The following is a 23,788-nucleotide window of genomic DNA, read 5'->3' as shown; positions in this document are numbered from 1 at the left end:
TGCCCAGCGTGACCGACCCCGCCCTATCGGGCCACCCAGCCCCGCTCGTACGCGTACCACCCCAGCTGCAGCCGTGTCGTCACCCCGGCCAGCTCCATCAGCCCCTTGACCCGCCGCTGCACCGTGCGCAGGCCCAGCTCCAGGTGCTTGGCCACGCTCGCGTCCGTCATCCCGGCCAGCAGCAGGCTCAGGATCTCCAGGTCGGTGGCGTCGGGGGTGTCCGCGGACTGCTCCGCCGAACCCGTCGCGCCCAGCCGCAGCGGGAGCGCCTCCCGCCACACCGCCTCGAACAGGCCCGACAGGGAGTGCAGCAGCCCGGAGGCGTGCACCACCAGGGCCGTCGGCTCCGCGCCCGGCGCCGTCAGCGGCACCATCGCCAGACTCCGGTCCGCGATGATCAGCTTCGTCGGGACCCGCGGCGTGACCCGGACGTGCTCGCCGCGCGCCAGCGCGGTCGTCGCCTCGCGGATGCCCGTCGGCTGGGTCAGCACCTCCCGTTCGATGACGACCCGGTAGCCGACGCCCCGTACGACGGCCCGCTCCTCCGCCTCGTTCTCCGCGCCCGTCACCACCTCCGGGCGACTGTCGACCAGCGCGCACACCTCTTCCACCGCCCCCAGTTGGAGCTGCACGAAGCGGTGGGCGATCGCGCTCGCGCCCGTCACCACCTCCACCAGGTCGTGGACCGCCGGCTCGGCGGCCTCCGCCCGGTACTCCTGCGCCAGCAGCGTCGCCGCCAGCTCGGCCCGCTCCAACTCGTGTCGCTGTTGGGTCAGCAAGGCCCCCAAGGCCACGCCGGGCGGGGCCGCCACCCAGCGCCCGGGACGGGCCGAGGACTGCGCCGCGAGGCCGTGGCGCTCCAGGTGCCGCAGCGCCCCCTCGGTCTGCCGCACGGGAAGGGACAGCCGGTGCGCGAGATCGGGCACCTCCGCCGCGCCCAGTGCCACCAGCGCGCGGTACGCCGACTCCTGCCCCTCGTCCAGACCTATCGCACCCAGCAACCCGTCCACCCACCCCTTCGTACCGTTCCTGGCGGGAAGCGGCCACGGCGCGAACCCGCCGCGGACATCATCGCCGCACCACCCGGCCCTCTGCCAAGGTGAGGACACCGCGAGAGAACAGTCGCAGGCCACGAGCCCACGCCGAGCGGGAGCCCGCCGTCGTCACCGAGGCGGACCTACGGTCGCGGCGGCGCCCGCACCCCCGGACGGTCGAACGGAACGGCGGAATTCGCCGGCCCGTACGACGGGAACGCGAGGGGTCCACCGGGCGGCGGCCCGGTGGGCCTCTTTCGTGCGTTCCGCGTTTTCCGCCCCCGCCGGCGGCGGAGAATAGCGGCATGAGTCAGCGGCGCGCGGACGACTGGTGGCAGAAGCTCTACGAGGACCAGGGCGCGGCACCCGAGCCCGATCCGGAGGACACGCTGGACCACCGCTTCCACTCGGCGGTGGTGCTGGTGAAGGAGGGGGACGCCCCCGCCGCGCCGGCGCACCCGCCCGGACCCCTGCTGCCCGGACAGCGCCGTCAGGCGGAGCCCGCGCCCCCGGCCGAAGAGCCACCGCCCGACCCGCGCCGGCCCGGTCCGACCGGCTACGCCCTGGGCCGGGTCACGGTGCCCCCCGCGCCGCCCGAGCCCCCGGCCGTACCCGAGCCGCCGACCGCAGCCGAAGCTCCCGCGCCGCCCCAGACTCTCCCGTCGCAGCAGCCCCCCGGGCCACACGCATCTCCGGTGGCACCTGTACCTCCGGCCGCATCCGTACCTCCCCCGGCACCCGTACCGCCTGCCGCGCCCGGGCTCCGGCTGCGGCGGCGCGGCGCGCCCGGTGGGGAGCCCGGCGCGGCGGGGCCCGCGCCGGCCGAGGACGCCCCGGCCGACGCCCCGCAGAGACCCCCCGCCGCCACCGGCACCGCCACCGCCGCCGAACCGCCGGAGCCCGACCCCGCCGGCCGCCCCGACGTACGCCACCTCGGCGACCGCGCCCCGACCTACGCGGCCGAGCCGGGCGCGTTGCCCGAGGCCGACCCGGCCGGGCTGGGCGACCTCACCCCCGACACCGTCCTGGAGGGGGCCCGCTACGGCACCTACACCTTGCGCGCCACCTCACTGCGCGGGGACTCCGCCCGGTTCCGCGGCGAGGCCCGCCGCGACTTCCTGCTCACCGCCCGCTTCGGCGGCGGGGACGACGCCTTGGTCCTGGTGGCCCTGGCGGGCGGGGACCGGGCGGCGCCCGGGGCCCGGGAGGCCGCCGCCGAGCTGTGCCACACCGTCGCGGCGGCCGTCGGGCGCAGCCGGCAGCGGCTGGCCGAGGACATCCGGACCGGCAGCCGCGAAGCCCTGCGCTCCGGACTCCAGCGGCTCACCGACCGGGGCTACGGCCGGCTGCGGGCGCGCGCGGCGGAGCTGGGACTCGCGGAGGAGGGCTACACCGCCGGGCTGCGGGGGCTGCTGCTCCCGGTGGACCCGCGGTGCCGCACCCGGGTCTGCTTCGGCGCGGGCGCGGGCGGGTTCTTCCGGCTGCGGGCCGGCCAGTGGCAGGACCTGGAACCGGAGGACACCGCGCACCCTCCGGTGGACGCGGCCGGGGGCTTCCGCTTCCGTGCGTCCGTGGCCCGGCCCGGCGACACCCTGCTGCTCTGCTCGGGTGGTCTCGCGGCTCCGATGCGCGAGGAGGGACTGCTTCCCGCGGAACTCGCCGCCCGCTGGTCACAGGGCGAGCCGCCCGGCCTCGCGGCGTTCCTCGCGGACGCCCAGCTCCGCCTCAAGGGCTATGCCGACGACCGGACGGCCGCCGCGGTCTGGGAGGCGTAAGAGGGCGGTTCGTGGGTGGATGGAAGGCGCAGCCGGCAGAGCCGAACCGGAGAGGGCGCCCTTCCATGGCCAAGCAGAACGTGGCGGAGCAGTTCGTCGACATCCTGGTGCGCGCGGGCGTGCGCCGGATGTACGGGGTGGTGGGCGACAGCCTGAACCCGATCGTGGACGCGATCCGCCGGACCGACGGAATCGAGTGGATCCAGGTCCGTCACGAGGAGACGGCCGCCTTCGCCGCCGGCGCCGAGGCCCAGATCACCGGGCGGCTCGCCGCCTGCGCCGGCTCCTGCGGTCCCGGGAACCTGCACCTGATCAACGGCCTGTACGACGCCCACCGCTCGATGGCCCCGGTGTTGGCGCTGGCCTCGCACATCCCGTCGGGCGAGATCGGACTCGGGTACTTCCAGGAGACCCACCCCGACCGCTTGTTCACCGAGTGCAGCCACTACAGCGAGCTGATCTCCAATCCCCGACAGATGCCCCGGGTGCTGCAGAGCGCCATCCAGCACGCCATCGGCCGCAGTGGCGTCGGGGTCGTCTCCCTGCCCGGCGACATCGCCTCCCTCGCCGCCCCGGCGAAATCGGTCGAGCACGCCCTGGTGACCGCCCGGCCGACCGTACGGCCCGGGGACGGCGAGATCGAGAAGCTGGTCCGGCTGATCGACGAGGCGGACCGGGTCACCCTCTTCTGCGGCAGCGGCACCGCCGGGGCGCACGCCGAGGTCATGGAGTTCGCCGAGCGGGTCAAGGCGCCCGTGGGGCACGCGCTGCGCGGAAAAGAGTGGATTCAGTACGACAATCCCTTTGACGTGGGGATGAGCGGGCTGCTCGGCTACGGCGCGGCCTACGAGGCCACCCACGAGTGCGACCTGCTGATCCTGCTCGGCACCGACTTCCCGTACAACGCCTTCCTCCCCGACGACGTGAAGATCGTCCAGGTCGACATCCGCCCCGAACACCTGGGCCGCCGCTCGCAGCTGGACCTGGCCGTCTGGGGCGACGTACGGGAGACCCTGCGGGTGCTGAACACCCGCGTGCGCGCCAAGTCGGACCGCCGCTTCCTGGACCGGATGCTCAAGAAGCACGCGGACGCGCTGGAGGGCGTGGTCAAGGCGTACACGCGCAAGGTGGAGAAGCACACCCCCATCCACCCCGAGTACGTCGCCGCGGTCCTCGACGAACTCGCCGACGACGACGCCGTCTTCACCGTGGACACGGGCATGTGCAACGTGTGGGCGGCGCGCTATCTTTCGCCGAACGGCAAACGGCGCATCATCGGTTCCTTCAGCCACGGTTCCATGGCCAACGCCCTTCCCCAGGCCATCGGAGCCCAGTTCGTCGACCGCCGGCGTCAAGTGGTCTCGATGTCGGGTGACGGCGGATTCTCGATGCTGATGGGAGATTTCCTCACCCTCGTGCAGTACGACCTGCCCGTCAAAGTGGTCCTCTTCAACAACTCGTCCCTCGGAATGGTCGAGCTGGAAATGATGGTTTCCGGCCTGCCTTCGTACGGGACCACGAACCGGAACCCGGATTTCTCCGCCATCGCCCGCGCGGCGGGCGCCTACGGGGTCCGCGTGGAGAGGCCCAAGCAGCTCACCGGGGCTTTGAAGGACGCCTTCCGGCACAAGGGGCCTGCTCTGGTGGACATCGTGACCGACCCCAACGCCCTGTCGATTCCACCGAGGATCAGCGCCGAAATGGTCACCGGTTTCGCCCTTTCCGCCAGCAAGATCGTGCTGGACGGGGGAGTCGGCCGGATGGTTCAGATGGCGCGATCCAATCTGCGCAACGTGCCGCGCCCCTGAGCCCGCAGGAGTGCGGATTGCCCCGGCGGGCATGCATCACGTAGACCTGTTCGAGAGTGCGGGTCGATTCGGAGAGGCGAACTACGGGGGAGGTACATCGCCGTGCGGGTGGGGGCGAAGACCGGGAAGCACTGGAGGAGAGGGCGGCCGGTGCCGCGTGAACCGTCCGTCGAGGGCGGCGGGGCGGTGGACACACCGGAGATCGTCCACAGCGTCCGCCGGGCGGACCTGAAGGCCGTGGGGGATGTACGCCGGTCCCTGCGGGAGTTGATGCGCCACCGGTGCCGGGCGGACACCACCGAGGTGGCGGAGCTGCTGATCACCGAACTCGTCACCAACGCCCTCGTCCACACCGAACAGGGCGCGGAGGTGTCCGCGTGCATCGCCGACACCCGGCTCCGGGTCGAGGTCCGCGACTACGCCGCCCGCCGGCCCCGCCCGCACGTACCGTCCGCCGACGACGGTACGCACGGCAGGGGACTGGTGCTGGTACAGGCGCTGGCCGACGACTGGGGCGTGGACGCGCTGGCTCCGGGGGCGGGCAAGGTGGTCTGGTTCGAACTCGACGCCTGAGGACCGGTCCGGGTGCGCGCGACCGCGCGTCCGGACCCGGCCCCGGTGTGGACGATCAGCCGAACTGTTGCTCCAGGTCCTTGAGTTTGCGCTCCAACGAGTCGAGCCGCGGAATCGTCTGGGTGTCGTCCTCGGCGGTGAGGTCGACCGTCCGCGGACCGGTCGGATCAACGGAGTCGGTGGCGTTCACGGCTTGCAGGGAGGGCCGGCGTCGCAGGGGCAGTTTCTCCGCTTCCGATATGGCCGGCTCCGCGCCGACCGGCGCGGAGCCCGACCCGGGGACCAACCCCGGCAGTTCGACCTGGCGACCGCGCGAACGCCCGAACGCCCTGTTCTGCCGGCCCAGCGCCTTGATGCGCGCCCGGTCGAGCCGGTTCTGATCGCGCCTGCGATGCCGGTCCTGCTCCTTCTCCCGCTTGTCCTCGCGCACTTCGTCCACGGCCTCGTCGAGGGTGCGGACTCCCTCCAGCAGCATGAGCGACCACGCGCCGAAGGTCTCCCGGGGCGCCCGCATCCAGCGGACCATCCGGATCTGCGGCAACGGCCGGGGGATCAGGCCCTGTTCGCGCAGCGCCGCCCGGCGGGTCTGCTTGAGGGCCCGGTCGAAGAGGACGGCCGCGGAGAGCGACATCCCGGCGAAGAACTGCGGGGCGCCGTCGTGACCGCTGCCGCGGGGCGCGTGCACCCAGTTGAACCAGGCCGCCGCGCCCGCGAACAGCCAGACCAGCATGCGCGAGCCGAGCGCCGCGTCGCCGTGGCTCGCCTCGCGGACCGCGAGTACCGAGCAGAACATGGCGGCGCCGTCGAGGCCGAAGGGGACGAGGTACTCCCAGCCCCCGGAGAGGTTCAGGTTCTGCCGGCCGAAGCCGACCAGACCGTGGAAGGAGAGCGCGGCGGCGACGGCAGCGCAGCAGAAGAGCAGGACGTACGAGGCCGTCCCGTAGACGGCCTCCTTGCGCCGGCGCCGCTCCTCGCTGCGCTCCCAGGTGTCCTCGGCCGCGGCCTTCTCGCTCTCGCGCTTGCCCCGGGCCAGTACCGCCACTGCCGCAAGTACGCCCAGGATCAACAGGCCGCCGGGCAGCAGCCAGTCCAGCGATATGTCGGTCAGTCTCATGCGGATGTCCTTGCCTCGCGTATGCGGCTTTCCGGGCGCCATAGTGGCGCAGCCGGTCGGCCGCGCACACGGGTTTCGGGTCAAGCGGACGCCTTCGGGGGGTGGCGCACGCCGGATAGGGCGTTGTCACTCGAACGAGCCTGCGAGCGGCGCGAGTTGCGTTCGAATCAAGGTCACCCGCACGGGTGGGTTGCCTTCGGCCCCGCCGGCGACGGGGCGCGGACCGGAGGGTCAGGCCGTCGCCGTGAGGCGGGTGACGCGGGTCGCGTCGCAGGTGCGGGGACAGGTCAGGCAGGTGTCCTCGGGCCGAATGGTGTAGAAGAGGCAGCAGCCGGCCCGGTCGCGGGTGGGCAGGGGCGCGCCGTCGGGGCCCGCGAGCGTACGGAAGCCCGCGCCCGCCGGGTACGGGGCGGTCGAGCCCGGCAGCAGCGCCTCCAGTTCGGCCCGGGCCCGCTGCTCCTCGCCGAGCAACTGTCCGGCGTACCACAGCCCCTCGACGACCTCGTCGGTCACCATCCCCCACAGGGCGCGCCGGCCGCGCCGCATGCGGGGGTCGAAACCTTCCAGCACCGGGCCGAGGTGGGCGGCCACGGCGTCGCGCACCTCGCGGCGCAGGGCGTCCTCGTCGGGTACGACCCGGGCTCCGGGGAGGGTGGCCGCCGGATCGTCGGGGAGGCAGGCGAAACCGTCGACCTCGACGCGGAGGCGGCCGAGGTCGCGGTGGAACGCCACCCGCGCCGGGCGCGGTACACGACGCTGCAGGAACCAGGGGACGGTGATCAGCAGGCAGGCGGGCCAGGCGTACCGGTGGAAGCCGAAGCCGGCCACCACGTCGGGGCGCCCGGGGCGGCCGTAGTCCCGGAGCACCTGGGCGGCGTCCCAGGCGAGGTGGGCGTCGAGCGCCGGGCCGCCGGCGGCGAGCTCGTCGGCGTCGGACCAGCCCGCGTCGCGGGGGAGGGGGTCGTGGGGACCCAGCTCGTCGATCTCCAGGGAGGGGTAGACCTCGGCCAGGCGTCGGTAGGCGGCTGTGACGGCCGAGGTCGGGAGGGTCATGGCGGCACACCGATCGCTGATCATCAGAGGTAAGCCTTACCTTACTGGATCGGTGGGGTCGGCGCGTCGGGGGCAGGGCGGGTCGTGTCGCTATTCTCGGAGCAGGTCGAGACCCGGAGGAGGACCGAGTGCACGAGACGGCCCACGACCGGGTGTCGGCCGACACGGTCGAGGACGCGGACCGGGAGACGGTTCCGGACCGGAAGGTGCGCCGCCATTCGGTGCGCGGTCAGGTACTGGACGCGTTGCGCGCCGCGCTGGTCGACGGCGGGCTGGTACCCGGCGAGATCTACTCGGGCCCAGCGCTGGGCGAGCGGTTCGGGGTGTCCGCGACTCCGGTGCGCGAGGCGATGCAGCAGCTGGCGCTGGAGGGGGCGGTGGAATGCCTCCCGAACCGGGGGTTCCGGGTACTGAGCCGCAGCCCGCAGGCGCTGGCGGAGCTGGCGGAGGTACGGGCGCTGCTGGAGGTACCGGTGATGCTGAGGCTGGCGCGGGACGTACCGGCGTCGGCCTGGGCCCGGCTGCGGCCGGCGGCGGCGGCGACGGGGGAGGCGGCGCGGGCCGGTGACCTGGCGGCCTACGGGGAGGCGGACCGGGCGTTCCACCGGGCGGTGCTGTCGCTGGCGGGGAACGACCAGCTGGTGCGGTTGACGGAGGAGCTGCACCGGCGGGCGATGCTTCCACTGCCGGGCGCGCCCCGGGTTCGGCGGGCGGAGCTGGTGGCGGACGCGGCGGAGCACGCGGCGCTGCTGGAGGCGTTGATCGCGGGCGAGGTCGGGGCGGTCGAGTCCCTGGTACGGGACCACTTCGCGGGCGCGCCCGGCTGATTCTCCCTCGGGGAGGACCGGGCGTGCCGGGCCGGTGCGACCCCGGCTGCGCCGGGCTCCCCCCGGGGCTCCGCCCCGGACCCCGCGCCTCAAACGCCGGCGAGGGTGGAATGGGGGGTTGACTGGTCCGCACACCGAAGGCCGGCGGGCTGGTACGAGTTCTGCGGCGGGGTCCCGCACCGTCCGGCGGGCCGGGGTGGCTCGGTGGGGTCCCGCGCCGTCCGGTGGACCCCCCCGCGTGCCGCGCCGGGTCCCGCACCGTGCGGCCCCCGGCAGGGGTCAGGCCGGGTTGGGGTGGAGTTGGTCCGCCAGCCAGGTGGGGATGCCGCCCAGGAGGTGGAAGAGGCGGCGGGCCTCCGCCCGCAGACGGGTCGCCTCCGGTTCCGGTTCGACTTCGGCCAGGGCCGCCAGCGCCGGCGCCGTGCCCACCAGGAAGCCCAGCTCCTCCCGGATGCGCAGGGATTCCGCGAAGCCGTCCCGGGCCTCCGCCACCTCGCCGTCCCGCAGGGCCAACGCCGCCAGGTGGCGCCACGTGAAGGACAGCAGCAGCGTGTCCCCGTGCGCCGTCGCCCCCGCGTGCGCCCGATGGTAGGCCGGTCGGGCCGCGTCCGGGGCGTCCGCCAGGTGCTCGGCGACCAGGCCCCGGCGGAAGTCCAGCAGCGGCCGGCTCCGGGACCCGAGGGACAGCAGCGCCGCCGCCCGGCCCAGCGCCGAGCGGGCTTCGTCCGCCCGGTCCCGCACCCCGAGCACCGTCGCGGCGTAGGCCAGTTGGCCCCGCTCGCACGCCGCCGCGCCCCGCTCCTCGTCGTCCTGGGCCACCGCCTCCGCGATCCGTAGGGCGTCCTCCGCTTCTGCCCAGCCCTGGCCCGTGAACAGGCACCGTTCGACCAGCAGCGCGGTCCGCTGCACGGCGGCCCGCGCGCTGCCCGCGTGCGGCGTCAGCAGGGCCGCCGCGTCGGTCCAACAGCCGCGCGAGCGCAGCCGCCATATCGCCCGTTGGAGGGGGTCGTCTCCCCCCGTGGATCCCGCACCGGACATGGCGGTATCCGCCACATTGCCCTCCCCAAAGCAATCGAGCAGCACGTCGTTGAGCCCTGGGGCGAAATGAGAGCACGGATCAACGGCTCCGGCCAAGGGGTCGGGTGAACTCTTTCACAAAGTCCGGACGACTCGTCAGCCGTTCCCTCCGCCGCCGGAGCGATTCCCGCGGCGTCCGATCAGCTCATGCGCAGGGCCAGGAAGAAGTCCAGCTTGTCCTCCAGCCGGGAGAGGTCGCGCGCCGTCAACTGCTCGATTCGCCCGACCCGGTAGCGCAGGGTGTTGACGTGCAGGTGCAGCCGCGTCGCGCACCGGGTCCAGGAGCCGTCGCAGTCCAGGAAGGCTTCCAGCGTCGGGATCAGCTCGGCCCGGTGCCGGCGGTCGTAGTCCCGCAGCGGGTCCAACAGCCGCGCCGTGAAGGCGCGCCGGACGTCGTCCGGGACGAAGGGCAGCAGCAGGACGTGCGAGGCGAGCTCGTGGTGGCCCGCGGCGCACACCCGCCCCGGGCGGGCGGCGGCCACCCGGCGGGCGTGCCGGGCCTCCTCCAGCGCCCCGCGCAGCCCCTCGGCGGAGTGCACGGCCGCGCTGACGCCCAACGTGAGGCGCCCGTCCTCGGCCAGACCGGCCGCCAGGGGTTCCCGTACGGTCGCCAGCAGCTCGTCGGCGTGCAGCGCGGAGTCCGGGCCCTTCTCCTCCCCGGGCTCCCCGGGCAGCGCGGGCAGCGGCACGAGCGCGATGGCCTCGTCACCCGAATGGGCCACCGCGATCCGGTCGGACGGTTCCGGCCCTGACAGCGACGGGTCGACCAGGATCTCCTCCAGCAGCGACTGAGCCACCGGGCCGCCGGGGATGTCCCCGTTGTCCCAGTCGACCCGGGCCACCACCACCTGCCAGTGCGGGGCGGCCCCCAGCCCGGGCAGCAGCACCGGCGCGGCCACCCGCAGGCGGGCGGCGATCTCGGCCGGCGGGGCACCCGTCTGGACCAGCTCCAGCACCTCCTGCGCCAGCCGGCGGCGCACCGTACGGGCCGCGTCCCGCCGGTCCCGCTCGACGGCGATCAGCTGGGTGACGCCCTGGAGCAGGTCGAGCCGCTCGGCCGGCCAGTCGCCCGCGTCCGCCTCGACGGCGAGCAGCCAGTCGGACAGCACGCTTTCGCGAACGTCGCGGGTGACGGCGCCCGGGGCCCGCCCGTGTCCCCTGATCGGAAACAGCGAGTAGGTAATACCCTGGATCGAGATCCGGTGGGGTCCCCTACGGCCCGTCCGGACCGCCGCCAGGTGCTCGCCGGCCAGTGTCGCGCAGATGCCCGCAGCCAGCGGCTCGCCCGCTCCGGCGATCTGCCGGCCGGTCGGGGAGAGCACCCAGGCCCGGAGATCGAGGTCCGTGGTGAGCAGATCGAGCACCACATCGGGGCCGCCACCGGCCGGACCCGATGTCATCAGGCGGCGGTGTCGGTCCACGACCGCCGCCAGGTCCCCCGCGCGTTCCCCGGAGACCTGCCGCACCACGTACTCCGTGATGGTGGCGAACGCGACGTCCTCGTTCACGGCGAACAGGGGCAGCCGGTTGCGCAGACAGGCCGATACCAGGTCGTCGGGGATGTCCCCCAGTTCCGCCTCGCCGGCCGCGAGCCCGGCGACCCCCGCACTCGCAAGGATTCGTACGAAAGGCTCGGAGTCGGCTGAATTTCTTCGCCACGCCAGGCCGGTCAGGACAAGTTCGCCTCCGGAGAGGTATCGGCTGGGATCCCTCAGGTCGGTCGTCATGACCCCGCGGACCGTCCGGTCGAGTTCTTCCTCGCCGCCCAGCAGCCGCAGCCCAAGCGCCTCGGTTTCCAGCAGTGCGCGCAGCCGCATGATGTCGCCGCCGATCTGTCTCGATGTTGCCGTTGGAAATCGGGCAGGTCGTCGCATCCTGCCTTTCATACGAATCTACAAGACGAGGGAGGTCGTCAGCCAACTCCTTCATGGTTTCGGTGACTGCACCCGAAGGAGGACCGGCTTGTGTACTGGCTACACACCGCGTTAACACCACGTGAACGACCGGTCGAGTGCCTCTGGACGCCTGGCTTGAAGTGAACGACACGATGAAGAAGAGGGCCGCTCATGGACTTCCTTCGCCCCGCAAGCTGGGAGGAGGCACTCGCCGCCAAGGCCGAGTTCCCCAGCGCTGTGCCCATCGCGGGTGGCACCGACGTCATGGTCGAGATCAACTTCGACCACCGTCGGCCGGAGTACCTCCTCGACCTGAACCGCGTCGCCCCGCTGCGCGAGTGGGAGGTCGGTGAGGACGTGGTGCGCCTGGGCGCTTCCGTGCCGTACACGCAGATCATGGAGAACCTCCGTACGGAGCTGCCCGGCCTCGCGCTCGCCTCGCACACGGTCGCGTCCCCGCAGATCCGCAACCGCGGAGGTGTGGGCGGCAACCTCGGTACCGCCTCGCCGGCCGGTGACGCCCACCCCGCGCTGCTCGCGGCCGGCGCCGAGGTCGAGGTGGAATCCGTACGCGGCTCCCGCCTGCTCCCCATCGACGCGTTCTACACGGGTGTCAAGCGCAACGCGCTGGCCCCGGACGAGCTCATCAAGACCGTCCACATCAAGAAGGCGGACGGCCCCCAGCAGTACTCCAAGGTCGGCTCCCGCAACGCGATGGTCATCGCCGTGTGCGCCTTCGGCCTGGCCCTGCACCCGCGGACCCGTACGGTCCGCACCGGCATCGGGTCGGCCGCGCCGACCCCCATCCGGGCCAAGGTCGCCGAGGAGTTCCTGAACGCCGCGCTCGAAGAGGGCGGCTTCTGGGAGTCCGGCAAGGTCATCACCCCGTCGATCGCCAAGCAGTTCGGTGACCTCGCCTCCGGCGCGGCCAACCCGATCGACGACGTCCGCGGCACGGCGAAGTACCGCCGTCACGCGGTCGGCATCATGGCTCGCCGCCAGCTCGTCTGGACCTGGGAGCAGTACCGCGGTACCGGCAACGGCCGCCCGCTCGAAGGGGCTGCGTAATCATGCGCGTCAATTTCACGGTCAACGGCCGGCAGCAGGAAGCGGACGACGTCTGGGAGGGCGAGTCCCTCCTGTACGTCCTGCGCGAGCGGCTGGGTCTGCCCGGTTCGAAGAACGCCTGTGAGCAGGGCGAATGCGGTTCCTGTACGGTCCGTCTCGACGGCGTGCCGGTCTGTTCCTGTCTCGTCGCCGCCGGCCAGGTCGAGGGTCGCGACGTCGTGACCGTCGAGGGCCTGGCGGACTTCGCCAAGCAGCGCGAGCAGCACGGCCACGGCGGTGCCTGCGGCGCCGGCGGCTGCACCAAGGGCGTCGCCCTGGACGAGGCCAAGCAGTGGTCCGCCAGGGGTGCCGACTCCCGGACCGGCGAGGGCGCCCCGCTCTCCACCGTCCAGCAGGCGTTCATCGACGCCGGCGCCGTCCAGTGCGGGTTCTGCACCCCGGGCCTCCTGGTCCAGGCCGACGCGCTGCTGGAGACGAACCCCTCCCCGTCCGACCAGGACATCCGTGAGGCCCTGTCCGGCAACCTCTGCCGGTGTACCGGCTACGAGACGATCCTCGACGCGGTCCGCCTCGCGGCCGCCCGTCAGGGAGAGGTGGTCTGACCATGGCGCAGAACGCCCGCCCGGTCCCGGCCGGAGCACCGACCAACGTCAGTCAGAAGCACAACCAGGGCGGCATCGGCGAGTCCGTGCTCCGCCCGGACGGCACCCTGAAGGTCACCGGCGACTTCGCGTACTCCTCGGACATGTGGCACGAGGACATGCTGTGGGGCCAGACCCTGCGCAGCACCGTCGCCCACGCCGAGATCGTCTCCATCGACGTCTCCGAGGCGCTCGCGACGCCCGGCGTCTACTCGGTGCTGACCTACGACGACCTGCCCGCCGCGATGAAGAACTACGGCCTGGAGATCCAGGACACCCCGGTCCTCGCCCACGGTCGGGTACGCCACCACGGGGAGCCGGTCGCCCTCGTGGCCGCCGACCACCCGGAGACCGCCCGCCGGGCGGCTGCCAAGATCAAGATCGACTACCGTGAGCTGCCGCTCGTCACGGACGAGGCGTCCGCCCTCGCCCCCGACGCGCCGCTGATCCACGAGGGCCGCGACGACCACCACATCGGTCACGTCCCGCACCCGAACATCGTGCACCGCCAGCCGATCGTCCGCGGCGACGTGGCGGAGGCCCGCAAGCGCGCGGACGTCATCGTCGAGGGCGAGTACACCTTCGGCATGCAGGACCAGGCGTTCCTCGGCCCCGAGTCCGGCCTGGCCGTACCCGCCGAGGACGGCGGTGTCGACCTGTACGTCGCCACCCAGTGGCTGCACTCGGACCTCAGGCAGATCGCCCCCGTCCTCGGCCTCCCCGAGGAGAAGGTGCGCATGACGCTCTCCGGCGTCGGCGGTGCCTTCGGCGGTCGCGAGGACATCTCGATGCAGATCCACGCCTGTCTGCTGGCCCTGGCCACGAACAAGCCGGTCAAGATCGTCTACAACCGGTTCGAGTCCTTCTTCGGCCACGTGCACCGCCACCCGGCGAAGCTCCATTACGAGCACGGCGCCACCAAGGACGGCAAGCTCACGCACATGAAGTGCCGCATCGTCCTGGACGGCGGCGCCTACGCGTCGGCCTCCCCGGCGGTCGTGGGCAACGCGTCCTCGCTCTCGGTGGGCCCGTACGTCGTCGACGACGTGGACATCGAGGCGATCGCGCTCTACACGAACAACCCGCCCTGCGGCGCGATGCGCGGCTTCGGCGCCGTCCAGGCGTGCTTCGCGTACGAGGCCCAGATGGACAAGCTCGCGGCGAAGCTGGGCATGGACCCGGTCGAGTTCCGGCAGCTGAACGCCATGGAGATGGGCACGATCATGCCCACCGGACAGGTCGTGGACTCGCCGGCCCCCGTCGCCGAGCTGCTGCGCCGGGTCAAGGCCCGCCCGTTGCCGCCGGAGCGCCAGTGGGAGACCGCCGGCGAGGGCGCGGACATCCGCGCGCTGCCGGGCGGCCTCTCCAACACCACCCACGGCGAGGGCGTCGTCCGCGGCGTCGGCTACGCGGTCGGCATCAAGAACGTCGGCTTCTCCGAGGGCTTCGACGACTACTCCACCGCCCGCGTGCGCCTGGAGGTCATCAACGGCGAACCCGTCGCGATGGTCCACACGGCCATGGCGGAGGTCGGCCAGGGCGGCGTCACCGTCCACGCCCAGATCGCCCGTACGGAGCTGGGCGTCACCCAGGTGACCATCCACCCGGCCGACACCCGGGTCGGCTCCGCCGGTTCGACGTCCGCCTCGCGGCAGACGTACATGACCGGCGGCGCGGTGAAGAACACCTGCGAGGCCGTCCGCGAGGCCGTCCTGGAGATCGGCCGCCGCAAGAACGGCTCCTACCACCCCGCCTGGGCGACCGCCGAGCTGCTCCTGGAGGGCGGCAAGGTCGTCACCGACGGCGGCGAGGTCCTCGCGGACATCGCCGACATCCTGGAGGGCGAGGAGGCGATCGACCTGGAGCTGGAGTTCCGGCACCGGCCGACCGTCCCGTTCGACCTGAGGACCGGCCAGGGCAACGGCCACGTCCAGTACAGCTTCGCCGCGCACCGCGCGGTGGTGGAGGTGGACACCGAGCTCGGCCTCGTCAAGGTCGTCGAGCTCGCGACCGCCCAGGACGTCGGCAAGGCCCTGAACATGCTCTCCGTGGTCGGCCAGATCCAGGGCGGCACCGTCCAGGGCCTGGGCGTCGCGATCATGGAGGAGATCATCGTGGACCCGAAGACCGCGAAGGTGCGCAACCCGTCCTTCACGGACTATCTGATCCCGACCATCCTCGACACCCCGACCATCCCGGTCGACGTCCTGGAACTCGCCGACCCGAACGCGCCGTACGGCCTTCGCGGTATGGGCGAGGCCCCGACCCTCTCGTCCACCCCGGCCGTCCTCGCGGCGATCCGGCAGGCGACCGGGCTGGAGCTCAACAAGACGCCGATCCGTCCGGAAGCCCTCACCGGCACCCTCTAGGACGGCGTGGTCCCGGGGCCGCCAGGCCCCCGGACCCCCACAGACTCTCCGGGCGGTGTGACAACGGGAACGTCACACTTCACCAGTCGCACCGCCCGGAGTACCACGTCGGAACCCGTCGGACCGCACCGCTCGCGGCCCGTCCCACCGGCGGTAGTCCCCCCCACGCAGTACCCGCAGCACCGCAGTACCCGCACCACCGCAGTACCCGCACCACCGCAGTAACCATCGCGTCGCCTCGGGCCGTCACCCCGGGTCGTGCAGCCAAACGCAGCATCCCAAATCCCGCGATCTCCAATCCCCATGCGGGTGCCCCTTTGAACCTTGGGAGTTAGGCACCATGACCCAGTCGTCTGTGGAGCCCAAGACCACCGCGGAAGAGGCCGGCGACGGCACTCGCCCCCCCGCCGGACGTTCTTGGCTCGACCGGTACTTTCACATAACGCACAGAGGATCGAACCTCGGCAACGAGATTCGCGGCGGCGTCACGACCTTCATGGCCATGGCGTACATCCTCCTGCTCAACCCGCTGATCCTCTCCGGCAAGGACGTCGCCGGAGACACCATGAGCCAGAAGGCTCTGATCACGGCCACGGCCTTCGCCGCGGCCCTGACCACGCTCCTCATGGGCTTCGTCGGCAAGGTGCCGCTCGCCCTCGCGGCCGGCCTGTCCGTCTCGGGCGTGCTCTCCTCGCAGGTCGCGCCCCACATGACCTGGCCGCAGGCCATGGGCATGTGCGTGATGTACGGCGTCGTGATCTGTCTCCTGGTCGTCACCGGCCTCCGCGAGATGATCATGAACGCGATCCCGCTCGCGCTCAAGCACGCGATCACCATGGGCATCGGCCTCTTCGTGGCCCTGATCGGGCTGGTCAAGGCCGGCTTCGTGGGCAACGGTCCGGAGTTCGCGCCTCCGGTCAGCCTCGGTGCGACCGGTCAGCTCGCCGGCTGGCCCGTCTTCCTCTTCTGCGTCACCCTGCTCGCCATCTTCATGCTGCAGGCCCGCAAGGTCCGCGGTGCGATCCTGATCGGCATCGTCGGCGGTACCGTCCTCGCGGCCATCCTCAACGCCGTCGTCGACATCGACCCGAAGGCGTGGAAGAACGGCCCGCCGGAGCTCTCCGGCTCCGCCATCTCGATGCCCGACTTCTCGCTGTTCGGCAAGGTCGAGTTCGGCGGCTGGGGCGACGTCGGCGTGATGACGATCGGCATGATCGTCTTCACCCTGGTGCTCGCCGGCTTCTTCGACGCGATGGCCACCATCATCGGCGTCGGCACCGAGGCCAAGCTGGCCGACGAGCAGGGCCGCATGCCGGGCCTGTCCAAGGCGCTGTTCATCGACGGCGCCGGTGGCGCCATCGGTGGCATCGCGGGTGGCTCCGGCCAGACCGTGTTCGTCGAGTCCGCGACCGGCGTCGGCGAGGGTGCCCGCACAGGTCTCGCCTCCGTGGTCACCGGCCTCTTCTTCGCCGCCTGTCTCTTCTTCACCCCGATCACGCAGATCGTCCCGGGTGAGGTCGCCTCCGCAGCCCTGGTCGTCATCGGCGCGATGATGATGCAGAACGCCCGCCACGTGGACTGGGCCGACAGCGCGACCGCCATCCCGGTCTTCCTGACCGTGGTGATCATGCCGTTCACCTACCAGATCACCGCCGGTGTCGCCGCCGGTGTGATCTCCTACGTGGCCATCAAGGTCGCGCAGGGCAAGGCCCGTGAGATCGGTGCCTTCATGTGGGCGTTGACCGGCATCTTCCTGGTCTACTTCGCCCTCCACCCCATCGAGGGATTGCTGGGCGTCAAGTAGGGCGGCCCGTGACCGCCCCCTGACCCTCCACGCATCCGATACTGGAAGCCGAACCCCTCCGAGGAGGCCGAACATGCTGGACATCGCCGAAGAACTCAACCGGTGGGTCGAGCAGGGTCGTGACTTCGCCGTCGCCACGGTCGTGGCGGTCGGCGGCAGCGCCCCACGGCAGCCCGGGGCCGCCCTCGCCGTCGACGGTGAGGGAACGGTCATCGGCTCGGTGTCCGGCGGATGCGTGGAGGGCGCGGTGTACGACCTGTGCCGGCAGTCCCTCCAGGACGGCGAGAGCGTCACCGAGCGCTTCGGCTACAGCGACGACGACGCCTTCGCCGTGGGTCTGACCTGCGGCGGGGTCATCGAGATCCTGGTCACCCCGGTCTCCTCGGGCTCTCCGGTACGGGAGGTGCTCGCGGCCGCGCTGGCCGCCGCCGCCCGTGGGGAGGCGGCGGCGGTCGCCCGGATCGCCGAGGGCCCGGCGGAGCTGGTGGGCCGGGCGGCGGTCGTGCGCGGCGACGGCTCGTACGAGGGCGGCTTCGGCGCCCACCCCGAGCTGGACCGCACCATCGTCGAGGAAGCCCGCGCCATGCTGGACGCGGGCCAGACCGGGGTGCTGGAGCTCGGCGCCGACGGCCGGCTCTGCGGAGAGCCGCTCAAGGTGCTCGTCGAATCCAGCGTCCCGCCGCCGCGGATGATCGTCTTCGGCGCCATCGACTTCGCCTCCGCGTTGGTGCGGATCGGCAAGTTCCTCGGCTATCACGTCACGCTGTGTGACGCCCGGCCGGTGTTCGCCACGAAGAATCGTTTCCCCGAGGCGGACGAGATCGTGGTCGACTGGCCCCACCGCTACCTGGAGTCCACCGAGGTGGATTCCCGTACCGTCCTGTGCGTGCTCACCCACGACCCCAAGTTCGACGTCCCGCTGCTGGAGACGGCCCTCAGGCTGCCCGTGGCCTACGTCGGCGCCATGGGCTCCCGCCGTACCCACGAGGACCGCAACAAGCGGCTGCGCGAGGTCGGCGTGAGCGAATTGGAACTCGCCCGGCTGCGCTCCCCGATCGGCCTGGACCTCGGCGCCCGCTCCCCGGAGGAGACCGCGCTGTCCATCGCCGCCGAGATCGTCGCCAACCGACGCGGCGGCACCGGCGCCTCCCTGACCGGCGCCCGGATACCGATCCACCGCGAGGGCGCCAACACCGTGCTGGGCCGGATCGGTTCCGTCGCTTGAAGAGCTGACCCGCTTCCCTGAGCCGAATCGATTCGCACCAAGTGGCGTGACCCGAAGGGTTGCGCCCTTTCGTCGTTCCGCCTATTTTACCGGCCGGTAACAGCGCCTTTCCGTAACGGAGTTGAGCGAATGTCCCGGTTCCCCGCGCGTACCCTGCTCGCCGCCTGCCTGCTGGCCACGGCCACGCTCGGCGCCGCTCCCGCTCCCGCGCCGCAGTCCGGTTCCGCCCCGCGGGAGGTGCTGTTCGTGGGGAACAACTGGGAAGGCACCGCCGACGTGCTCGCCTCCACCGGCGATCTCGCCAAGGTCGGCCGGATCAACGTCATCCCCGACAAGGACGAGCGGCTGCGGGAGATCTACCTCGACCCGGTGAAGCTGGGCTTCTTCCTCGGCATCCGCGCCACGGCGGGCGAGGGCCACGACCAGTACGTCGACGACATGTACACCACGCCCGACGGCTCGGCCGTCGTCGCCTCCCGGCCCAGCTTCGCCGATGTCGTCTCCCTCGACGTCCGCACCGGCCGGATCAACTGGCGCTTCCCCGTGGCCGGGTACCGCGCCGACCACATGGCGCTGTCACCGGACGGCACCCGGGTCGCCGTCTCCGCCTCGACCGCCAACACCGTGCACGTCCTGGACATCGCCACCGGCCGCCAGGTCGGCTCCTTCAGTACCGGGGACAAGCCGCACGAGAACACCTTCACGCAGGGCGGCCGCTACCTGTGGAACAGCTCCATCGGCGACGTCACCTCCGCCCTCGACGCGCCCTGGCTGGATTGGACGAAGGGCGATCGGAAGATCACGGTCGTCGACGCCCGCACCTTCCGCACGGTCCGGGTGATCGACATGCGCGAGCGCCTCGACGCCTTCGGCCGCCCCGACCTCTCGGACGCCGTGCGGCCCATGGCGTTCAGCCCCGACGAGTCGAAGCTCTACTTCCAGGTCTCCTTCTTCAACGGCGTGGTCGAGTACGACCTGGCCGCCGACCGCATCACCCGGATCAAGGAACTGCCCGGCAATCCCGCCACCAGCACCGACCGCACCACCTGGGTCAACGACTCGCGCCACCACGGGTTGTCGATGAGCCCCGACGGCAACAAGCTCTGCGTCGCGGGAACCATGGACGACTACGCGACGATCGTGGACCGGGCCACCCTCGCCGAAGCGCCGCCGGTGCCCGCCGTGAAGCCCTACTGGGCCACGGTAGACGGAGACGGACGCGGCTGCGTGATCTCCGAGAGCGGAGCCGACCGGGTCACCGCCATCGACTTCGCCACCGGCACCAAGCGGGTCTCCGTGCCCGTCGGCGACCACCCCCAGCGCGTCCGGCTCGGCCACGTCCCGGCAGGCTGGAGCGGCCCGTCGGCGCGCTGACCCGTACCGCAGTGCGCCCGTACGCCGGCGCGCCACTACCGCCGTACACCCGGACGCCACGTCGGGGCCGCCCACGGGCGGGTCGTGGTCGTCGGCCGGCGGGGCAACGGTGCTTGACCCGGGCCGGTGCGCTGCGCCGGCGTCCGGGCCGGGTACCGCCGACTCCTCGCCCGCACAGCCCTGTTCGGCGCCGTATGCGCCGCGCTCGCCGCTCCCGCGACCGCGGCCACGGCGACCGCCGAGCCCGATCCGCCCGCCGCCGGACGGGGGCGGAGGCCGAGGGCCGAGGCGCTCACCGCGACGGCCGCGACCCGCACACCGTCCGGCTGGGCGACCAGACCCCGGCCCGGGCTGCGGCCCGGGCGCCGCGCGCACGGCCGTCCGACAGGGCACACTGCCCGTCTTCGCGCTCCGGTCGGGACCTGGTTCTTCGAGCAGGCGCCGGAACTGGCCAGGTTGACGAATCCGGCCATTATGAGATGAGCGGTCCCCGATGACCGATTAGTCTCCGGATCATGGTGGACATCCATGCGGTACCCGAAGCCGACATCGACCGCGCGTTGGAACTCGCGTATCTGGCCTTCCACGACCGGCCGGGGAAGGAGGTGCGCGAGCGGCACCACACGCTGTTGACCCGGTGCGGGCGCATCGGCGCCTACGACGGCCACGCCCTCGTCGGCTTCATGGCCGCCCACGACTTCCGGCTCTCGGTGCCGGGGGCGGACCTGCCCTGCCCCGGCCTCACCTTCGTCGCCGTCGCCCCCACCCACCGCCGCCGGGGCGTGCTCAGCGCGCTCATGCACGAGCAACTGCGCCGCACCGCCGCCGAGGGCGCCCCGATCGCCGCGCTGTGGGCCTCGGAGGCCGCCATCTACGGCCGGTTCGGCTTCGGCGGCGCCACGCAGGGCGCCACCGTCGAGATCGACTCGACCCGGCCGCTCGCCCTGCGCGTCGAGCCGGACCGGCGCCCGCTGCGGCTGATCGATCCGGCCGACGCGCCCGCCGTGATCGGGCCGTACCACGAGGCCGCCCGTGCGACCCGGGCCGGCCGCCCAAGCCGCGACCGGGTTCGCTGGACCGACGGATGGCTGTGCGAGGAGGACGAGGAGGACGAGGAGTTCAGCCCGCCGAGGATCATCGCGTCGGGCGAGCCCGGCCGACCCGTGGCGGGCTACGTGCTCTACCGCACGAAGCCGGAGGGCGACGACGGCCCGTTCCGTACCCCGGGCATGGTCCGGGTGGACGAGTTGGAGGCCGACACCCCGCAGGTCGCCGCCGCCCTCTGGCAGTGCGTCGCCTCCCTCGACCTGACCGGCACGGTGCGAGCGTGGTGCCGGCCGCCGGACGACCCGCTGCTGTCCTTCGCCGCCGACCGGGACCAGGTGCGGGTGACCGCCCTGTTCCCGGCGCTCTGGCTGCGCCTGGTCGACGTACGGGCCGCGTTGACCGCCCGGGCGTGGTCGGCGCCGGTGGAAGTGGTGCTGGAACTGGCCGACGTACACCTGCCGGCCAACGCCGGCCGGTTCCGACTCAAGGCGGGGCCGCAGGGCGCCACGTTCGAGGGTGCCGGGGCCGACCCCGATCTTGTCCTGGACGTCAGGGAACTGGCGGCGGTCTACCTGGGCGGGACCCGGGTCACGGAGCTGGTGGCCGCCGGGCTGGTGGAGGAGCGCTCGCGGGGCGCGGCGGCGGCGCTCGACGCGGCGCTGCGGGTGGACCTGCTGCCGCACACGGCCGACGAGTTCTGAGGGGCCCAGGGGCCCAGGGGCCCAGGGGCCGAGGGCCCGGGAGGGGCGGGGGCGGGCGAGCGGACCGCCCCCGCGCCGCGGGGGTCAGGCGGGCAGGGAGATCCGGGCCGCGGACATCCCGAACGCGGAGTCCCAGACCTTGGTGGACAGACCGTCCGGCAGCCGGTGCAGGTCCTCCGGGCGGTAACGGCGGATTTTCCGGTGCCAGTTGAGGATGCCCGCGTGCCAGTCCTTGAGTTCGTCGACGTAGCTGTCGAGGGCGGTCCGGGCCTCCGCGCTCAGTTTCCAGTCGTCGTAGAGCAGCGGCAACTGCTGGGCGACGATGTGCTCGAACTCCTCCGTGCGTTGGGTCATCAGGTCGTGGCAGATGTGCAGGGCCTCCGGATAACCGATGTCGAAGAAGTTCCTGGTGACCAGGATGTAGTTGTGGACCTCGCCCTCGAACTCCACTTCCTTCTGGTACGAGAAGATGTCGTTGATCAGGCACGCGGCGTCCGCGACGGCGTTCTCCAACGACCGGATGGTGCCCGAGGAGTAGATCTCCTCCGGGATGCCCCGCCCCTGGTGTCCGAGCCGGCACAGGTACATGGTCAGGTACGAGCCGAAGGTGCGGCGGCGCATCTCGGCGTAGTCCACCGGGTCCGGGATGCGGTTCTGGATCTGGTTGTCCACCTCCCACAGCCAGCTCTCCAACATGTCCACGAGTGTGGCCCGGAACTCGGTGCGCTGCTCGGGGGACATGCCGGCGCTGGTACGCACCCACAGTTCGGCGAGGCCGCGCTCCATGGCGGTGGCCGGTTCGGGCTGCTCGGCGTGGTCGAGGGGGATCATGGAGATGAGACGGGCGGTGGTGACCTTGGCGGCGGGCAGGTTCTTGCCCTGCGCGAACACCACCGGGTAGTAGTCGTCGCCGTACGTGCCCCAGGTCAGCCACGAGGCGTTCAGCGCGAGCGACTCGGCGGTGGCGTCGGGGTCGATGCCGGCCGAGCAGACGGCGAAGTCGTAGCCGCGCAGCTTCTCCTCGGTCCAGATGGCCGATCCGGGATCGCCGGGCTGGGGATCCAACATGCCCATGCGCCGCGCCCAGGCCACCGATTCCTCCCTGGCGTGCGCGAGGTGTGGACTGAGCGCGAGCCGGTGCGGCATGTAGATGTCGGGGATCACGGAGGGGCCGGTGGGCTCGAACGGGACGTGGGTGAAGCTGCGCCGGCGCAGTTCCATCGCCCGGGGTTCCAGGATCGAGCGGAGGTCGAGGGCGGTGGTGCCGAGGCCGCTGGGCAGGAACGGCAGGGTGACCGGGGCGGTGGCCCGGGCCTCCTTGTTCATGTAGCGGCTGGAGACCATGTGCCATTCGTGGCCGCCGGACTGCCAGTCCTGGAGGCCCTTGGCGTAGGCGAGGACGGCCGCGATCTCGGCCGGGTCCATGGCGTGGTCGGCGAAGAGCTGGGGGAGTTCGGCGAGGGCGGTCTGCTCGAACTGCTGGAGGCGGGAGGTGAGGAGGTCGTTGGCGGATTCGGCGGCCTGCTGGGTGGTGCAGCCGAGGAAGGTCTCCAACACCAGGATGGCGTTGGAGAGTTCACCCTCGTCGCCGACCTCGCGCTCGTAGGAGAAAATGTCGTTCCTGATGTGCACGGCGTCGGAGAAGGCGTCCCGCAGCACGCCGAGTGCCCGCGAGCGCGCGACCCTCGCGGGAACCTCCGCGGACACGTACTCCACCAGCCCCGCCGACCAGGGCGCGCCGCCTACCTTGCGGCGCATCTCGATGTATTCGAGCGGGTTCGCCACCCGACCGATGTTGATGTTGGCCAGTTCCCACATCGACTCGTTGAGCAGGTTCCTCGTCGACTCGGAGAATCGTTCCCGCCAGTCCATCGACATCGCGGGCACCGTGCGCAGCCACAGGTCCCGCAGCCCCGCCTCGACCGGGTTCGTCGGTTCCGGGAACCCGTCGGCCAGGTCCATGGGCATGAACGCGGCCAGGCCGTCGAGGTATGCCTTGGCGCCCGCCCGGTCCTGGGAACGCTTGTACAACTCCAGGAAGTGGTCGTCGAAGAAGAACACCCACACGTACCAATCGGTGATCAGACTCAGCGCGTCGCTGTCGCAGTCGGGGTGCGTGTAGGAGCACAGCAACGCGTAGTCGTGCGAGTCGAGGTCCTTCTCCTCCCAGACGCCGGACCCCTCCAACATCCCGAAGCCGCGGGCCCACCGCTTGGTGTGGGCTCTGGCGGCCTCCAGATGCGGGTTCAGTCGCGCCGGATAGGGCACGTAGAAATCCGGCAGTTGAAACGGCTGTGTCACGGCGGGTAGGGCCTTTCCGTCCGAGGGTGCGGGGACCCCGAGGATCCGGCCCCCCGCACGAGATCAGCACTGCCCTACCCCGCCCGACCCCCGGCTAAGGGT

At 72.1% G+C, this 23,788-nt stretch carries 17 protein-coding genes; 11 read left to right on the top strand and 6 right to left on the bottom strand.

Features of this window, described 5'->3' with window-relative positions:
* Positions 1-23 precede the first annotated feature (23 nt).
* Complete coding sequence (locus ACFVXJ_RS13915) at positions 24-1,001, bottom strand: helix-turn-helix domain-containing protein (RefSeq protein ID WP_389662173.1); 978 nt, start codon at positions 999-1,001, stop codon at positions 24-26.
* A 338-nt stretch (positions 1,002-1,339) separates the two neighbouring features.
* Here ACFVXJ_RS13915 and ACFVXJ_RS13910 point away from each other — a divergent pair, with 338 nt between their 5' ends.
* The 3 genes from ACFVXJ_RS13910 to ACFVXJ_RS13900 all read left to right on the top strand — a co-directional run bounded on the left by ACFVXJ_RS13910 (position 1,340) and on the right by ACFVXJ_RS13900 (position 5,190).
* On the top strand, positions 1,340-2,809 hold the full coding sequence (locus ACFVXJ_RS13910; RefSeq protein WP_389661941.1) for a protein phosphatase 2C domain-containing protein: 1,470 nt from the start codon (positions 1,340-1,342) through the stop codon (positions 2,807-2,809).
* A gap of 65 nt (positions 2,810-2,874) precedes the next feature.
* Positions 2,875-4,617, top strand: a complete 1,743-nt coding sequence (locus tag ACFVXJ_RS13905) for a pyruvate dehydrogenase (protein ID WP_389661940.1) — start codon at positions 2,875-2,877, stop codon at positions 4,615-4,617.
* Between the two features lie 150 nt (positions 4,618-4,767).
* A complete protein-coding gene (locus tag ACFVXJ_RS13900; protein WP_389661939.1) occupies positions 4,768-5,190 on the top strand; it encodes an ATP-binding protein in 423 nt (140 codons plus the stop codon).
* 55 nt (positions 5,191-5,245) lie between these two features.
* Here the strand turns inward: ACFVXJ_RS13900 and ACFVXJ_RS13895 are convergent, their stop codons facing one another.
* Entirely contained in the window at positions 5,246-6,304 is a 1,059-nt protein-coding gene (locus ACFVXJ_RS13895) for a DUF2637 domain-containing protein (protein ID WP_389661938.1), read from the bottom strand.
* 231 nt (positions 6,305-6,535) lie between these two features.
* A complete protein-coding gene (locus tag ACFVXJ_RS13890; RefSeq protein ID WP_389661937.1) occupies positions 6,536-7,357 on the bottom strand; it encodes a (2Fe-2S)-binding protein in 822 nt (273 codons plus the stop codon).
* A 152-nt stretch (positions 7,358-7,509) separates the two neighbouring features.
* Between ACFVXJ_RS13890 and ACFVXJ_RS13885 the strand changes: the two genes are divergently transcribed.
* Positions 7,510-8,184, top strand: a complete 675-nt coding sequence (locus ACFVXJ_RS13885) for a GntR family transcriptional regulator (RefSeq protein WP_389662172.1) — start codon at positions 7,510-7,512, stop codon at positions 8,182-8,184.
* 279 nt (positions 8,185-8,463) lie between these two features.
* Here ACFVXJ_RS13885 and ACFVXJ_RS13880 read toward each other — a convergent pair whose 3' ends face one another.
* Entirely contained in the window at positions 8,464-9,222 is a 759-nt protein-coding gene (locus tag ACFVXJ_RS13880) for a hypothetical protein (protein WP_389661936.1), read from the bottom strand.
* 179 nt (positions 9,223-9,401) lie between these two features.
* Positions 9,402-11,078, bottom strand: coding sequence for a PucR family transcriptional regulator (locus ACFVXJ_RS13875; protein WP_389661935.1), 1,677 nt, complete (start codon positions 11,076-11,078; stop codon positions 9,402-9,404).
* Between the two features lie 249 nt (positions 11,079-11,327).
* On the opposite strand from ACFVXJ_RS13875, the gene ACFVXJ_RS13870 reads away from it, so the two are divergent.
* From ACFVXJ_RS13870 to ACFVXJ_RS13840, 7 genes are all read left to right on the top strand, one after another.
* Positions 11,328-12,224 (top strand): FAD binding domain-containing protein, encoded by an 897-nt coding sequence (locus ACFVXJ_RS13870; RefSeq protein WP_389661934.1) that lies wholly within the window; start codon positions 11,328-11,330, stop codon positions 12,222-12,224.
* Positions 12,225-12,226: 2 nt separating this feature from the next.
* Positions 12,227-12,826: a (2Fe-2S)-binding protein gene (locus ACFVXJ_RS13865; protein ID WP_389661933.1), complete on the top strand. Its 600-nt coding sequence runs from the start codon at positions 12,227-12,229 to the stop codon at positions 12,824-12,826.
* Between the two features lie 2 nt (positions 12,827-12,828).
* Positions 12,829-15,234, top strand: coding sequence for a xanthine dehydrogenase family protein molybdopterin-binding subunit (locus ACFVXJ_RS13860; RefSeq protein WP_389661932.1), 2,406 nt, complete (start codon positions 12,829-12,831; stop codon positions 15,232-15,234).
* Positions 15,235-15,574: 340 nt separating this feature from the next.
* Entirely contained in the window at positions 15,575-17,038 is a 1,464-nt protein-coding gene (locus ACFVXJ_RS13855; RefSeq protein ID WP_389661931.1) for an NCS2 family permease, read from the top strand.
* A 73-nt stretch (positions 17,039-17,111) separates the two neighbouring features.
* The gene (locus tag ACFVXJ_RS13850) at positions 17,112-18,263 is read left to right on the top strand and encodes an XdhC family protein (protein WP_389661930.1); all 1,152 of its coding nucleotides are present in this window, start codon (positions 17,112-17,114) and stop codon (positions 18,261-18,263) included.
* Positions 18,264-18,392: 129 nt separating this feature from the next.
* Complete coding sequence (locus ACFVXJ_RS13845) at positions 18,393-19,637, top strand: YncE family protein (RefSeq protein ID WP_389661929.1); 1,245 nt, start codon at positions 18,393-18,395, stop codon at positions 19,635-19,637.
* A gap of 515 nt (positions 19,638-20,152) precedes the next feature.
* Positions 20,153-21,385, top strand: coding sequence for a GNAT family N-acetyltransferase (locus ACFVXJ_RS13840; RefSeq protein ID WP_389661928.1), 1,233 nt, complete (start codon positions 20,153-20,155; stop codon positions 21,383-21,385).
* Between the two features lie 84 nt (positions 21,386-21,469).
* Here the strand turns inward: ACFVXJ_RS13840 and ACFVXJ_RS13835 are convergent, their stop codons facing one another.
* Positions 21,470-23,686: a germacradienol/geosmin synthase gene (locus ACFVXJ_RS13835; protein ID WP_389661927.1), complete on the bottom strand. Its 2,217-nt coding sequence runs from the start codon at positions 23,684-23,686 to the stop codon at positions 21,470-21,472.
* Between the last annotated feature and the right edge of the window lie 102 nt (positions 23,687-23,788).

Origin of the sequence: Streptomyces sp. NPDC058279 (assembly GCF_042881255.1) — a bacterium.
Lineage (GTDB): Bacteria > Actinomycetota > Actinomycetes > Streptomycetales > Streptomycetaceae > Streptomyces.
Note: the sequence above shows the minus strand (reverse complement) of the source record. Positions and strands in the feature narration are given on the sequence as shown.

Excerpts from the sequence above, each read along its gene's own strand:
- ACFVXJ_RS13910 (WP_389661941.1), top strand. The coding sequence starts at position 1,340 with ATGAGTCAGCGGCGCGCGGACGACTGGTGGCAGAAGCTCTACGAGGAC.
- ACFVXJ_RS13905 (WP_389661940.1), top strand. The coding sequence starts at position 2,875 with ATGGCCAAGCAGAACGTGGCGGAGCAGTTCGTCGACATCCTGGTGCGC.
- ACFVXJ_RS13895 (WP_389661938.1), bottom strand. The coding sequence starts at position 6,304 with ATGAGACTGACCGACATATCGCTGGACTGGCTGCTGCCCGGCGGCCTG.
- ACFVXJ_RS13890 (WP_389661937.1), bottom strand. The coding sequence starts at position 7,357 with ATGACCCTCCCGACCTCGGCCGTCACAGCCGCCTACCGACGCCTGGCC.
- ACFVXJ_RS13880 (WP_389661936.1), bottom strand. The coding sequence starts at position 9,222 with ATGTCCGGTGCGGGATCCACGGGGGGAGACGACCCCCTCCAACGGGCG.
- ACFVXJ_RS13875 (WP_389661935.1), bottom strand. The coding sequence starts at position 11,078 with ATGCGGCTGCGCGCACTGCTGGAAACCGAGGCGCTTGGGCTGCGGCTG.
- ACFVXJ_RS13870 (WP_389661934.1), top strand. The coding sequence starts at position 11,328 with ATGGACTTCCTTCGCCCCGCAAGCTGGGAGGAGGCACTCGCCGCCAAG.
- ACFVXJ_RS13865 (WP_389661933.1), top strand. The coding sequence starts at position 12,227 with ATGCGCGTCAATTTCACGGTCAACGGCCGGCAGCAGGAAGCGGACGAC.
- ACFVXJ_RS13860 (WP_389661932.1), top strand. The coding sequence starts at position 12,829 with ATGGCGCAGAACGCCCGCCCGGTCCCGGCCGGAGCACCGACCAACGTC.
- ACFVXJ_RS13855 (WP_389661931.1), top strand. The coding sequence starts at position 15,575 with ATGACCCAGTCGTCTGTGGAGCCCAAGACCACCGCGGAAGAGGCCGGC.
- ACFVXJ_RS13850 (WP_389661930.1), top strand. The coding sequence starts at position 17,112 with ATGCTGGACATCGCCGAAGAACTCAACCGGTGGGTCGAGCAGGGTCGT.
- ACFVXJ_RS13845 (WP_389661929.1), top strand. The coding sequence starts at position 18,393 with ATGTCCCGGTTCCCCGCGCGTACCCTGCTCGCCGCCTGCCTGCTGGCC.
- ACFVXJ_RS13840 (WP_389661928.1), top strand. The coding sequence starts at position 20,153 with ATGGTGGACATCCATGCGGTACCCGAAGCCGACATCGACCGCGCGTTG.